The 13,422-nt window shown below is 73.5% G+C and carries 12 protein-coding genes; 4 read left to right on the top strand and 8 right to left on the bottom strand.

Translation table 11 applies throughout. The annotated features are described in order from the left end of the window. Positions 1 to 68 precede the first annotated feature (68 nt). From efeB to RM609_RS23020, 6 genes are all read right to left on the bottom strand, one after another. Positions 69 to 1,544 carry an iron uptake transporter deferrochelatase/peroxidase subunit gene (efeB, locus tag RM609_RS22995; RefSeq protein ID WP_311613408.1) on the bottom strand — a complete coding sequence of 492 codons (1,476 nt, stop codon included), beginning with the start codon at positions 1,542 to 1,544 and terminating at the stop codon, positions 69 to 71. Beyond that, complete coding sequence (locus RM609_RS23000) at positions 1,544 to 3,589, bottom strand: copper resistance protein CopC (protein ID WP_311613409.1); 2,046 nt, start codon at positions 3,587 to 3,589, stop codon at positions 1,544 to 1,546. The genes efeB and RM609_RS23000 overlap by 1 nt, the downstream gene beginning before the upstream one ends. Positions 3,590 to 3,596: 7 nt before the next feature. After that, positions 3,597 to 4,094, bottom strand: a complete 498-nt coding sequence (locus RM609_RS23005) for a copper chaperone PCu(A)C (RefSeq protein WP_311613410.1) — start codon at positions 4,092 to 4,094, stop codon at positions 3,597 to 3,599. Then, positions 4,094 to 4,747 carry an SCO family protein gene (locus RM609_RS23010; protein ID WP_311613411.1) on the bottom strand — a complete coding sequence of 218 codons (654 nt, stop codon included), beginning with the start codon at positions 4,745 to 4,747 and terminating at the stop codon, positions 4,094 to 4,096. The genes RM609_RS23005 and RM609_RS23010 overlap by 1 nt, the downstream gene beginning before the upstream one ends. A 128-nt stretch (positions 4,748 to 4,875) precedes the next feature. Then, complete coding sequence (locus RM609_RS23015) at positions 4,876 to 5,631, bottom strand: YcnI family copper-binding membrane protein (protein WP_311613412.1); 756 nt, start codon at positions 5,629 to 5,631, stop codon at positions 4,876 to 4,878. Positions 5,632 to 5,744: 113 nt separating this feature from the next. Further along, positions 5,745 to 6,548 (bottom strand): hypothetical protein, encoded by an 804-nt coding sequence (locus RM609_RS23020; protein WP_311613413.1) that lies wholly within the window; start codon positions 6,546 to 6,548, stop codon positions 5,745 to 5,747. A gap of 217 nt (positions 6,549 to 6,765) precedes the next feature. On the opposite strand from RM609_RS23020, the gene RM609_RS23025 reads away from it, so the two are divergent. From RM609_RS23025 to dmpI, 3 genes are all read left to right on the top strand, one after another. Then, the gene (locus tag RM609_RS23025; protein ID WP_311613414.1) at positions 6,766 to 7,245 is read left to right on the top strand and encodes an ATP-binding protein; all 480 of its coding nucleotides are present in this window, start codon (positions 6,766 to 6,768) and stop codon (positions 7,243 to 7,245) included. Between the two features lie 177 nt (positions 7,246 to 7,422). Further along, positions 7,423 to 8,313, top strand: a complete 891-nt coding sequence (locus RM609_RS23030; RefSeq protein WP_311613415.1) for a LysR family transcriptional regulator — start codon at positions 7,423 to 7,425, stop codon at positions 8,311 to 8,313. Between the two features lie 114 nt (positions 8,314 to 8,427). Next, positions 8,428 to 8,610: a 4-oxalocrotonate tautomerase DmpI gene (gene dmpI / locus RM609_RS23035; RefSeq protein ID WP_311613416.1), complete on the top strand. Its 183-nt coding sequence runs from the start codon at positions 8,428 to 8,430 to the stop codon at positions 8,608 to 8,610. Between the two features lie 77 nt (positions 8,611 to 8,687). Here the strand turns inward: dmpI and RM609_RS23040 are convergent, their stop codons facing one another. Next, positions 8,688 to 10,145: an aminopeptidase P family protein gene (locus RM609_RS23040; protein WP_311613417.1), complete on the bottom strand. Its 1,458-nt coding sequence runs from the start codon at positions 10,143 to 10,145 to the stop codon at positions 8,688 to 8,690. 75 nt (positions 10,146 to 10,220) lie between these two features. Next, a complete protein-coding gene (locus RM609_RS23045) occupies positions 10,221 to 11,726 on the bottom strand; it encodes a PP2C family protein-serine/threonine phosphatase (protein ID WP_311613418.1) in 1,506 nt (501 codons plus the stop codon). Positions 11,727 to 12,516: 790 nt separating this feature from the next. On the opposite strand from RM609_RS23045, the gene RM609_RS23050 reads away from it, so the two are divergent. Then, positions 12,517 to 13,254 (top strand): bifunctional DNA primase/polymerase, encoded by a 738-nt coding sequence (locus RM609_RS23050; protein ID WP_311613419.1) that lies wholly within the window; start codon positions 12,517 to 12,519, stop codon positions 13,252 to 13,254. Positions 13,255 to 13,422 lie beyond the last annotated feature (168 nt).

Genomic DNA, 13,422 nt, shown 5'->3' on the forward strand with positions numbered 1-13,422 from the left:
GGGCACGGAACGCTCGGCCGTCCACCCTACCGATCCCGGCTCCGAGGGCGTCCCCCGGAGCCGGACGCTCACCCCTCCAGCAGGCGCTGGCCCACGTAGCTTCCCTCTTCGCAGCCGCCCGGGACGGCGAAGAGGGCGCTGGCCTCGTGGCGGAGGAAGCGGGAGAGGCCGTCGCCGCGGTCCAGCTTCCGCTGGACCGGGACGAAGCCCTTCAGCGGGTCCGCCTGCCAGGCGATGAACAGCAGGCCCGCGTCCGGGGCGCCGTCGTCGAGGAAACCGTCGTGGTACGAGAACGCGCGCCGCAGCATCGCCGCGCCGCGGTTGTTGGCCGGCGCCGCCACCCGGATGTGGGCGTCGCCCGGGACGGCCAGGGCGCCGTCCGAGCCGACCTTGTCCAGGTCCACGCGGGTGGTCTCCGTACCGCCGGACAGCGGGGAGCCGTCGGACTTGCGGCGGCCGATCACGCGCTCCTGACGTTCCAGCGACAGGTTGTCCCAGCTGTCCAGCAGCATCCGGATGCGCCGCACGACCGCGTACGAGCCGCCCGCCATCCAGGACTCGGCGCCCTGCTGGTCGTCCGGCACGAAGATCTTCCGGGCGAAGTCGGCACTCGACGGCTTCGGGTTGTTCGTCCCGTCGATCTGGCCCATCAGATTGCGGCCGGTCATCGGCTGCGCGGTCGCGCCCGGCGTGCGGTTGAAACCGGTCATCTGCCAGCGCACCCGGGCCGCGCCCGCCGCCTCCTTCTGGAGCAGCCGCAGGGCGTGGAAGGCGACCAGCGCGTCGTCGGCGCCGATCTGCACCCACAGGTCGCCGTTGCTCCGCTTGCCGTCGAGGGCGTCGGCGGTGAAGGGGGGCAGGGGCTCCAGCGCGCCGGGCCGCCGGTCCGTCAGCCCGACGCGGTCGAAGAACGTACGGCCGAAGCCGAAGGTGACCGTCAGCGACGACGGGCCCGCGTCCAGCGCGACGCCCAGCTCGTCGCCCTGGGGCGGCCGGCCGGCCATCATCTCCGCCGCCGCGGCGGACCAGCGGCGCATCAGCGCGGCCGCGCCCTTGCGGTCGGTCCCGGCGGTGAGATCGAAGGCGATCAGATGGCCGTGCGCCTGCGCGGCCTGGACGATGCCCGACTGGTGGGTGCCGTGGAAGGGCACGACGCCCGAGCCGACGTCGGACAGCGGCGTGGGCTTGCCGCGCACCGCCTCGGCCCCGGTGGCCCCCGCGACCCCGCCCACGATCAGCGCCGCCGCGCCGGCGGCGCCCGCCGTGCCCAGCAGCCGGCGGCGCGAGACGGTGTCGGCCGGTGCGGCGGGGCCGGCGGCCTTCCGGGCCGCGTCGCCGCCCCCGCCCCGGGTGACGGGGCCGTCCTTGGCGGGACTGCCGGTGCTCTTGTCGGGCCGCGTACGGCCCTTCGACGAGCCGCCCGGTCCGGTGCCGGGGCGGGCCCCGGCGCTCTTCCCGGCGCGCTTGCCGCCCGCCTTGCCGCTGATCGGGCGTGTCTCGTCCCCGGCGACTCCGCCGGCCGTGGTGTCAGTCGTGTCAGCCATCAGATGATCTTCACGTTTTCGATCTCGGTGACCTGGTCGATGTCCGAGGTCCGTACGGTCAGGGACAGCTGCCAGTCGCCGGCCATGGGAAGCCGGAAGTCCTTGGCTTTCCACAGTCCGGCCGACTGACGCTCCAGCGCGGCCCGCAGGGGACCGATCTGTTTTTCCTTCTCGGTCATGGACAGTGTCAGCTCCGGTACGTCCACCGGGCGCCCGGACGGGTCCGTCAGAGTGACGGCGAGGGTGTTGGCGCCCGTACGGGCGGGGTCGACGGTGACGCGGGCCGTGCCCCGGCCGTTCGCGCCGCCCGTGTCGTAGGCGATCCGCACCTCGGCGGGCCGGGGCACCGACGGCGCGGCCGTCCGGCCCGCCGCCCGGCGCTGCTCGGTCTCGGCCCGGCCGGGCTGGGTGCCGGTGAGCGCCGTGGTGACGGCGAGCACGACGACGGCGACGGCCGCCTCGGCGAGGACGGACCGGCGCAGCCCGGTACGGCCGCTGTCCGCGTCCCGTTCGCGCCGCCCGGCGGCCTTCTCACGCGCTACCCGCTGCCGGGCGAGCTGCGCGGCCCGCACGGGGTCGCCGGCCGGCGGCTCCGGGGTCTTGGCGGCGGCCGCCGCGTCCTTCGCGCCGGATGCCGGCTTGGCACCGGCGACGGGTTCGGCGCCCGCGGCGGACGCCGGTCGGGCGCCCACGCTTGACGCGGACTTCTTCCGGCCCGTCACCCGCCGCGACTCGGACGCGTCCACGAGTTGCCCCGTCCAGCGGCGGGAGAGGAACGCGATGCCCACCATGACGGCCACCAGCCCGGCCTTCACCAGCAGCCAGCGCCCGTACTCGGTGCCCGTCAGCGCGTCCCACGAACCGACCTGCCGCCAGGACTGATAGAGCCCGGTCGCCACCAGCACGCAGACCGAGACGAACGCCATCCGGGAGAAGCGGGCGACCGCCGTCCGCCGGATCCGTTCGCCCGACCACAGCGCGGCCAGCAGCGCCGCCAGCCCGCCCAGCCACACCGCGACGCCCAGCAGGTGCGCCACGTCCACCGGCATCGCCAGCCACGGCTGGAGGCCCGCCGACGCGTGCTCGGCCAGCGCCCAGGTCGCCGCGAGGCCGCCCGCGACGAGGGTGCCCCCGACGCCGAGCCCCCAGGCGATGTCCCGGCGGCGGCCGAGCGTACGGCCCCCACCGGTGCCTGTGCCGACGCCCGTGCCGGTGCGCGTACCGTCCCCGGCGCGGCCGGGGGCGTACGTGCCGAACAGCACCGCCAGGAACACCGCCGCCGCGCTCAGCAACAGCAGCCGCGACAGCAGCGCCGCCCCCGGCTTGGTGGACAACACGCCGCCCAGCAGCGACAGGTCGAGGACGGAGCCCATCCCCTTGCCGCTCGTGAAGGCGCCCCGCAGCAGCAACAGCGCCACCGTCGAGACGAACAGCGTGATCCAGCCGCTCACCGCGACCCGCTGCACCGCCCGCGACGCACGGCACACCCCGGCGAAGACACAGCCGCCGACGAGCAGGACGAAGCCCGCGTACGCCGCGTACCGGCCGATCGCGTAGAAGGCCGCGACGGCCGGATCGGTGCGTGTGGCCGCCGAGTCGACGGCCACGGTCGTCTTCGACGGCGCGCCGACCGAGAAGGTGAAGGCCCCGGCCACCGGGTGGCTGTCCGCCGAGACCGCCTGCCACGCCACCGTGTACGTGCCGTCGGCGATACCGGCGCGCAGCGCGACGGTCGCGGTCCCGGACCGTCCGCCGTCGTGCTGCGGCCTGCCCTGGTCGACGCGTTCGCCGCGCGGGTCGAGCACCCGCACCGAGTCGGGGCTGAGCAGCACCCCCTCGGAGAAGGTGAGCGTGACGCGCGCCGGCGCGGCGGGCACCACCGACCCGTCGGCGGGGTCGGTGGCGGTGAGCGCCGCGTGCGCGGACGCGGTGCCCGCGCCGAGGGTCAGCACGCACAACAGCGCGACGACGAAGGTGCCGAGGAAGGTGCCGAGAAGCGACACCCCGCGAAACGTCCCGCGTCGTACGGCGGTCGGGGTCCTCATCGCGTCGTCAGTCCTTGGGGCGGTACGACGCGCTCTCGACCGGCACCTGGATCTTGATCGGTGCCGAGGTGGCGAAGCGCAGGGTGAACTCGACCTTCTCGCCGGCCTGCGGCTTGTGGTCGAGCTTGCCCAGCATCAGGTGCGTACCGCCGCGCGACAGCGACAGCTTGCCCTTGGCGGGCACCTCCAGCTTCGCCGCGTGCTTCATCTGCGAGCCCTCGGTGGTGTGCATCGTGACGTCCGACGAGAGCGGGCTGGTGACCTCGACGAGCTGGTCGGCCTTGCCGCCGTCGTTCTCGACGGTGAAGTACGCGGCGGCCATGTCGGCCATCGCGGGCTGCGGCAGATAGGCGCCGCTGACGGACAGTTCGGGCTTGTCCGAGGAGACCGACAGCCGGTCCTTCTCCGACTGGCAGCCGGTGATCAGCAGCAGCCCGCCGGCGAGGACGAGCGGCAGGGCGGTGGCGGTGGCGACGGTGGTCTTGTTCATCTTCTTCGGGCGCATCACGGGTTCTCCCCCTTGACGATCTTCGGGAGATCCTGGGCGTACTGGTCGGACGTGGTGGAAGCGGTGTAGATCCAGTGGCCGCCGTCGTCCTTCGGCGAGAAGCCGACGACCTCGGCGCCGTGGCTGACGGTCACGGAACCGTCCTTCTCCTTCTTGGCGGGCTCCACGAGGATGCCCAGCGGCTTGGCGGCCGCCTGGATCGTGGCGAAGTCGCCGGTCAGGCCGACTATGTCCTGGCCGCCCTGGGCGTCGAGCCACTCACGGATCCGCTTGGGGGTGTCCCGCTCGGGGTCGGTGGTGACGAAGACGACCTGGAGCTTCTCCTGGTCGGCCTTGGGCAGCTTCTTCTCGGCGGCGGCGATGTCGGAGACGACCGTCGAGCAGACGTCGGGGCAGTAGGTGTAGCCGAAGTAGAGCAGGACGGGACGGCCCTTTGTCTCCTTGACCAGCTCGTACTTCTTCTCGGACGTGTCCGTCAGGACCAGGTCCGGCTTGGCCTTGGGGGCGTCGAGGACGATCGCCCCGGCCTTCTTCGGCTCGGCGGAGACATCGGCGGCGGGCTTGTCGCCGCCGTCGCCCGAGCCGCCGCAGGCCGTCAGGGCGAGCGCGGCGGTCGCGGCGAGGACCGCGCCGAGGATCTTGGTGCGCATGGAGTGCTTCTCCAGAGGTGGTCGGTGTCGCCGGGCCACGGGCGTCACGCCCCGGGGCCCGGCCTTCCGTGCTTCTCGCTGCTCGTACGCGCTGCTCGTGCTCGTACGCGCTGTTCGCGGTACGGCCGTCAGGCGGCGGTGTCGCGGCGACGGCGCCCGGCGAGCACGCCGAAGGCTGCGCCCACCACGCCGACGACGATGCCGGCGATGCCGAGGGCGCGGGCGGTGGTGTCGCTGCCGCCGTCGCTCTTCTCCTCGACGGTGGCGGTCACCTTGTCGTTCTTGTCGTTCTTGTCGCTCTTCGCGTCGTCGTGGTGATCGCCCGCGCCGCCCGCCGCGCCCTTCGCGACGAGCTTGAGGACGGGAGCCGGGTGCTCGGGCTCCTCACCGCCCGGCTTGGAGGGGTCGATCCAGCGGACGACGTCGTCGTCGGAGTAGGTCTGGAGCGCCTTGAAGACCAGCTCGTCGGCGTCGGTCGGCAGCTGGCCGACGGACAGCGGGAACTGCTGGAACTGACCGGGCTCGATCTTGCCGCCGGTCCAGGTGACCTTGCTGACGGCCTCGTCGATCGACTTGCCGTGCATCTGCACCGGCTTGTCGAGCTTGGTCTTCTCGACCTTCACGTCCCACCCCGGCACGGCCTGCGGCATCACCGAGACCAGCGGGTGCTTGGGGTCGAGGGTGAGCTCCAGCTTCACCGTCGAGGCGTTGTCCTTCTCGTTGGGCACCTTGAGGGCGATGGTGCTGTAACCGCCCTTCTCGGCGGTACCGGGCTGCACGCTCACGTGCGCGAAGGCCGGGCCGGCGAACAGCAGCAGACCACCGGCGGTGACACCGGCGACGAGGGAGGCACGGGCGGTGCGGATACGACGGGACGAGATCATGGGAAAACTCTCCACTGGCAGGAGTGAACGGAAGGGGATGGCGCGCATGCGGTGACAGCGCGAAACACCCTTCCCCGCCCTGCCGGGTGGTGGAAAGCGATGCGTCGTGCTCGTCAGGCCGCGAGGGCGAGGCGCGGCGGACCCCGCCTGATCACGACGTGCCGCCACTCGGCCTTCCGCGCCGGACGCTCGTCCCGCGCGGCCGCCCGCCACCGGGGCACCGCGAGCGGCTCCGCGCCCAGCGCCCGGACGAACGGCAGCAGCGCGACGGCCAGCGCCCGGACCAGCGCGGACTCCACGACATCGCGCGCCGACTCGGCAGACAGCCGCACCAGACGCCACAGCGCGGCCTCGCCGCGCCGCAGCAGCCAGCCCAGGGCCAGGGCCGCGAGGAGATGACCCAGCACCATGGCCGGGGAGGGCAGCAGGGCGTGGACGAACGAACCGGCGCCGCCACCACCGCTCGGCGCGGACGCGCCGGGGACGTGGACGGCCGGGTCGAGCCCGGCACCCGTGATCACTTCACGGGCCCGGTCGGCGGACATCGGCCGCTGGTCGCAGAGCAGCTGCCCCGCGAAGTCGATCAAGTGGCCGTCGCCGCCCGCCCGGTGGGCGGCCGCGGCGTCCGCGCCCCGCGCCCCGTGCTGTCCGAGCTGCCCGAGCGCGAAGAGCGAGTGCAGCGCGAGCTGGCCCACGGCCAGCGCGGCCGCGATGCCCGGCAACGAGCGCTCCCGCCCGGCCAGCGGCACGGCCACGGCGAAGACCGCCGCGCCCGCCGCGACCAGGGTCCACAGCGGCACCTTCGCGCAGGACGCCAGCACATGCCCGCCCGCGGACAGCACGACACAGACCGCGGTGAACACCGCGGCCCGGATCAGTCGCAGATCGGCGCCGGCGCGCGCGACGGGGAGAGGCATGACCGCGCCATCATCCCACCGGCCTCACGGAATCCCTACGGCAGGGTGTCCGGCTCGTCCCCCCTGCCACGGCCGTCCACCACCGCCCCGTCCCATACACGCCCCCACCCGCGCGGCGCGTCGGCCGAATGAGCGGTCTCACACAACCGGCAGGCTTATGCGGCGCGCCTCGTGGCTATAGGTAACGGTATGTCGAGCCGCAGCCAGGAGGCTGAGCATGAGCATTTGGTGGTCACTCCACTTGCGGCGCGAGGCCGCGAGCGTTCCGCTCGCCCGACGGTTGCTGATCGGTGCCATGGAGACGGCCGGTGTCGACCCCGAGACCTCGTACGACCTGGCCGTGGCGCTCAGCGAAGCGTGTGCGAACGCCGTCGAGCACGGCGGTGACGCCTCCACCGGCTATCGCGTGACGGCCCTCATCGACGGCGACACCTGTCGCATTGAGGTGACCGATTCCGGCCCCGGATTCGCCGAACGCCCCCGGTCCCCGCGCCGTCACCCGGCCCGCGCGCACACCAGGACCCCGGCCGCCGTCCATGACGAGCACGGCCGGGGTCTTTTCCTGATCGCGTCCCTCACCGACCACGTCCGCGTCCGCAACCGCCCGGGCCGGGCCGGGGCGGTCGTCAGCTTCGACAAGATCCTCAAGTGGCGGGAAGGCGGCCCCGCCGCCGCGGCCCTCCTCAAGGCGTCCTGAAGACGTCCTGAAGACGCCCTGAAGACCTCGGCCTCAAGGCCTCCCGGTCTCAAGGCGTCGGGCAAGATCATCGGCGTCAGGTCCTCCGTACGGACGCCGGTGCTCATCCGGGCCTGACCACGGCCTCGACGGGAGGCGGTCCGGCGTCCGACCCCAGGAGAGGCTGGTCGTGCGCCGATGGAACTGCGTCAGCTCCGCTACTTCGTCACCGTGGCCGAGGAGCTGCACTTCGGCCGGGCGGCCGAGCGGCTGCACATCGTGCAGTCCGCCGTGAGCCAGCAGGTCCGCCGCCTGGAGCGCGAGCTGGGCGCCGAGTTCCTCGACCGGTCACCGCGCCACGTACGCCTGACCGCCGCGGGCGAACGCTTCCTGCCCGAGGCGCGGGCCGTGCTCGCCGCTGCCGAGCGCGCCCGGGCCGTGGCCGCCGGCCTCGGCGAGGCCCGCGCCGCCACCCTCCGCCTGGGCACCAGCGCCGGACTCGGCGACCACCTGGACCGGGTGCTGGAGGCCCTCGGCCGGCTCGCGCCCCGGCTGGCCGTGGAACTGGTCTCGGCGCCCGCGCGGAGCCGGCTGGAACAGGTCGCCACGGGCACCCTCGACGCCGCGTTCGTCCGGGGCGCCGAGGAACACCCCGGCGTCCGGCTGATACCCGTGTGGCAGGACCAGCTCGTCGTCGCCCTGCCCGCGCGGCACCCCCTCGCCGCCGCGCCCGACGTCGACCTCGCCGACCTGGCCGCGCTGCCCCTGCGCCTCACCGACCGGCGCAACAACCCGCCCCTGGTCGACCTCGTCGTCTCCGCCTGCCAGGACGCCGGGTTCACTCCGGTGCCCGGACCGGCGGGCTCCCTCCAGGACACCCTCGCCGCCATCGGGGCCGCCACGCCCCTGTGGACCGTGATCTACGCCTCGCACGCCCGGCAGTTGCGCACCGGCAGGGTGGTCTTCCTGCCCGTTCGCGGCCGGGGCCTGTCCCTCCCGGCGGCGCTCGCGGTGCACCCGGCCGCCCCGCCCCCCTGCCTCGACGATCTGCTGGAGGCATGCTCCGGCGCCGGCGATCACGATTCGTGATCGCTGCGGGCTCCGAGTGCTTCTGGTTCGGCGGACGGCCGCGCGATGGACTGTTCCCACGCCGGTGAACGACCCGGAACCGCCGGGAACCACCGCGATTCGAGGAGGCACCCCATGCCCATCGTGACCGTTCAGCAGGGCCCCCGCTCCATCGAGCTCAAGCGCGATCTGGTCCAGCGCATCACCGACGCGTTCGTCGACGCCTACCAGATCCCCGCCGAGGCCGTGCAGGTGTGGATCCAGGAGACCCCGGCGGAGAGCTGGGGCCAGGCCGGCGTGCTGACCGCCGACAAGTAGGTGGACAAGCAGTCCGACGCGAAAGAGCCGCGGCCCCTCGGGGGAGGCCGCGGCTCTCCGGCCGTTCCGGTTCCGGCTCAGCCCTTCAGGCCGGCCATCCACGCCTCGACGTCGGCGGACGTGCGCGGCAGGGCGGCGGAGAGGTTCCGGTTGCCGTCCTCGGTGACGAGGATGTCGTCCTCGATGCGGACGCCGATGCCCCGGTACTCCTCGGGCACGGTCAGGTCGTCGGCCTGGAAGTACAGACCGGGCTCCACGGTCAGCACCATGCCGGGCTCCAGGACGCCGTCGACGTAGGTCTCCGTGCGGGCGACCGCGCAGTCGTGGACGTCCAGGCCGAGCATGTGGCCGGTGCCGTGGAGGGTCCAGCGGCGCTGGAGGCCGAGCTCCAGGACGCGCTCGACCGGGCCCTCGACCAGGCCCCACTCGACGAGCTTCTCGGCGAGGACGCGCTGGGCGGCGTCATGGAAGTCGCGGTACTTGGCGCCCGGCTTCACCGCCGCGATGCCGGCTTCCTGGGCCTCGTACACCGCGTCGTAGATCTTGCGCTGGAGCTCGGTGTACGCGCCGTTGATGGGCAGCGTGCGGGTGACGTCGGCGGTGTAGAGGGTGTGGGTCTCCACGCCGGCGTCGAGCAGCAGCAGGTCGCCGGAGCGGACCGGGCCGTCGTTGCGCACCCAGTGGAGGGTGGTGGCGTGCGGGCCGGCGGCGCAGATGGAGCCGTAGCCGATGTCGTTGCCCTCGACGCGGGCGCGCAGGAAGAACGTTCCTTCGATGTAGCGCTCGCTGGTGGCCTCGGCCTTGTCGAGGACCTTCACGACGTCCTCGAAGCCGCGGACGGTGGAGTCGACGGCCTTCTGGAGCTCGGCTATCTCGAAGCCGTCCTTCACCAGGCGCTGCTCGCTGATGAAGACGCGCAGTTCCTCGTCGCGCTCGGCGGTGACCTTGTCGGTGAGGGCCGTCTCGACGCCGGCGTCGTGGCCGCGGACGACCCGGACCGGGCCGGTGGCCCCGGCGAGGGTGCCGGTCAGCTCGCGGACGTCGTCGGCGGGCACGCCCAGCAGCCGCTCGGCCTCGGTCAGGCTGTGGCGACGGCCGACCCAGAGCTCGCCCTGGCCGTCCAGCCAGAACTCGCCGTTCTCGCGGTCGGAGCGGGGCAGGAGGTGGATCGTCGCCTCGTGGCCCTGCTCGCCGGTGGGCTCCAGGACGAGGACGCCGTCCTGGGTCTGGTCGCCGGTGAGGTACACGTACTCGGTCGAGGCGCGGAAGCCGTACTCGGTGTCGTTCGAGCGGGTCTTCAGATTGCCCGCCGGGATCACCAGACGCTCGCCCGGGAAACGGGCCGAGAGCTCGGCACGGCGTCGCGCGGTCTCGGCGGCCTGGGGTATCGGCCGCAGATCGTGGAGCTCGGTGTCGGCCCAGCCGGACTTCATGTTGTCTGCGAGCTCGGCGGAAACGGCGGGGTAGAGACCGTTCTTCCGCTGCTTGATGGGCTCGTCACCTTCAGGGTTTTCGGGTGCGGGCTGCTCAGTCACTGGCTTTCCTCCTCGAACGGGGCCGCTTTCCATCGTATGTGTGGGGGAATGCCCTCGAGAAGGTTGTGCGGACCGTCACTCGAAGTGGGCCACCAGGAGGACGACGTCCTCCGCCGGGTCCGCCGGGTCGCCGTCCTCCGGCAGGACCGTGCGCAGCACGTGGTCCGCGATGGCCTCCGGGTCGCGCCGGTCGGACCGGGGTACGGTCGCCGCCGCCGAGCGCAGCCGGGCGAAGGCCCGGTCCATGCTGTCGCCGGTGCGGTGGAGCAGACCGTCGCTGTAGAAGAGGAGCGTTTCTCCGGGTTCCGGCTCGATTTCCACGCTGGGCGCCTCCCAGCAGGCCAGCATGCCGAGCGGAGCCGACAGCGAGGTCTCCACGTACTCGACCCGGCCGGGGCCGACGATCAGCGGTGAGCAGTGGCCCGCCCCGGCGACGACGACCTTCCGGCCCCGGCCCCCGCCCTCGCCCGGGAGGGTCCCGGGGGGCTCGCAGTAGGCGAAGAGGGCCGTCGCCGTGCGGGTGGGCTCGGTCAGTCTGAGCAGCAGTTCCAGGTCGGAGAGGACGGCGACCGGATCCTCGCCCTCCATCACGGCGTACGCGCGCAGGGAGGCCCGCAGCCGGCCCGTCGCGGCGATCGCCCCCGGGCCGGAATCGGTGATCCCGCCGATGGCGAGCCCCAGCGCGCCCTCGGGCAGCGGCAGCGCGTCGAACCAGTTCCCGCCGCCCCGGGGCCCGGTGCGGTGGCGGACGGCGAGGCGGATGCCGGGAACCCGGGGGAGCCTGCTGGGCAGCAGCTCCTCGCGGAGGGTGGCCACGGTGTCGCGGGCGCCGGTCAGCTCGATGAGCCGGGCCAGGTGCTCGGTGGCGTAGCCGCAGTAGAGACCGGCCAGGTGGCGCTGGCGCTCGCTGGGCTCGGCGGGCTCGTCGTAGAGCCATACGGCCGCGCCGATGCGGCCCGCGCCGGGCGGCGCCTCCGTGTCAGGGCCGGACGGCCCCGCCGCCGACTCCAGGGGGAGGGCGTAGCTGGCGGCGTAGCCGAGGCGGGCGGCCACCTCGCGGTGGCGGGGATCGAGGTCGTCCTCGCCCGGGATGTCGGGATGGATCCTGCCGCTCCGGTCGCCCTCGGGCGGGAGGTCGTCGAGGAGCCGTACGTACGGACCGGTGTGCGGGCCGGTGAACGGGCCGGGGGTCCGTGGGTCGTGGGTCGGCGGGATGGTCTCGATGTGGCCGATGTCGGCGTGGCCGAGGCCCAGGCCGACGGTGACCGGGTGGCCGGTGCCGGAGTCGGGGTGGAGGGTGACGAGGCCGCGTCCGGCGCCCACCAGGGAGGCCCCGGCACGGAGCAGCTCGCGCAGGGCGGCGTCCAGGTCGGCGGTGCGGTTGAGCCGCTCGGTCAGCTCGTGGAGCGTGGTCAGGTCGGAGACCCAGCCGGCGAGGCGGTCCTGGAAGAGGGCGCCCGAAGCGGGGGAGGACGGCTCGGGAGCGGTGGGGGGAGTGGGAACCGCAGGGGCCGAAGTGTGCGCGGGAGCGGGGACCGGTGGATTGATTCCGGCCACTTTCGGCGGATGGGGGGAGGTCATGGCGATCCGCCCGGGCGGGGGTGTGCGCGGCCGCCGCCGGGACCTGTCCGGGAGGCGGCCCGCGGTGGCCCGCCGGGCCCGCACGACCAGTGGGTTGGCCTGGGTGTTCCACGCAATAGCACCGCAAACCCCCTGTCGTGTTGCGCGCTATCAGTGCTCCACATGTACACGCCCGGGTAAGGGGATGTCCAGCATTGGACCAGTGGGATTCATGGTGTCTGATGAGGCTTCCGCGCTCCTCGAAGTCCCCTGAAGTTTGGCCGGAAAATAGTGCCGTGGCCCTGGAATTGCGATCGACTGGCCTCGCTCCAGCAGCGCGTCACATCCACCGCGGTGGGTACGTACTCGGAGAAGGGCAGCGGCAGTTGGGGCCGCCCCGCAACCCGGCGGCGGGCCCGAGCGTCTTATCGGTCAACGGCCACGCCCATCCCCGAGCGGCGTGGGGCAACCCATGCCGCAGGCGAGGGGCGCACCGGCTCAGCACGAAGCGCCATACGCGCGCCACCCCCCGCCAGGTTTCACGCTCGGCCCGCGGCGTGATGCGCTGCGACGTACGCGCAGTGACTTTGATCCACGGCTTTGATCCACGTGGTGTGCCGGTCCGGGAGCCACGGCGCGCCATGCACCGCGCCGAGCAGTGCCCGTAGTGCCATGTAGTCCCCTCGGTTCGCGGGGGCTACGCGCAATTCCCGCAGTTCCAGCAGCACCGCCCAGCGTCATGTACCTGCAGTACGGCCCCTGCCGACGGCAAGGGCCCACCTTCGGCGTTCACGGAAAGGAACGAGCGCTCATGCGCGAGATCCTCGGAAGGCGACGCAAGCTCTCCCTCCGGCGGGCCGGCCGGTCCGCCGTACTCACCGCGGCCCTGACCTACGCGACGGAATGGCAGTGGCCCGTGCTCCCCGGTGTCGGCCTGCGGCCCGGCATCGGCCGCGTCCGCGAGTGCGGCTGCCCCGACCCCGACTGCGCGGTCCCCGGCGCCCACCCCTTCGACCCGGGCCTGCTGGCGGCCACCACCGACGCCAGGATGGTCCGCTGGTGGTGGACCAACCGCCCGGAGGCGCCCGTGGTCCTCGCCACCGGCGGCCGGGCACCCTGCGTGGTGAGCCTCCCGGCGGTGGCCGGTGCCCGCGCGCTGGCCGCGTTCGACCGGGCGGGCGTCCGCCTCGGCCCGGTGGTGGCCACGCCCACCCGCTGGTCCCTGCTGGTGGCCCCCTACTCCCTCGAAGTCCTCGGTGAACTCCTCCACAGCCAGGACTGGGTCCCCGGGGCGCTGCGCTTCCACGGGGAGGGCGGCTACGCGGTGCTGCCGCCCTCGCCCACGGGTGCGGGCCGGGTGCGCTGGGAGCGGGCCCCGAGGCCGGCGGGCGCCACCGCCGGGCGAGGCGGACGCTCCGCTTCCAAGCGGCGGCTCGACGGTCTGGCCCGGCCCTGGCTGCCCGACGTGGCCACGGTCATCGACGTCCTGGTCGAGCAGACCGTCGGCGCCACCGGCAGCCAGGGCGGCGGCACCCGGCTCGCCCACTGAGCCCGTCCCGGGGCACACCCGGGGCACCCCAGGGCCCGGCAGGGGCCTGGCCGGCCACAGGAGCGCGTACGGACGGGAGACGCACGCGCTCGCACTCCTCGTTGTCACTCCTCGCTCTCACTCTTTCGGGTGTAAGCCGGGGAGAGAACCACAGGAAACGGCCGCGCG

This window comes from Streptomyces hesseae, assembly GCF_031845785.1.
Classification (GTDB): Bacteria; Actinomycetota; Actinomycetes; order Streptomycetales; family Streptomycetaceae; genus Streptomyces; species Streptomyces hesseae.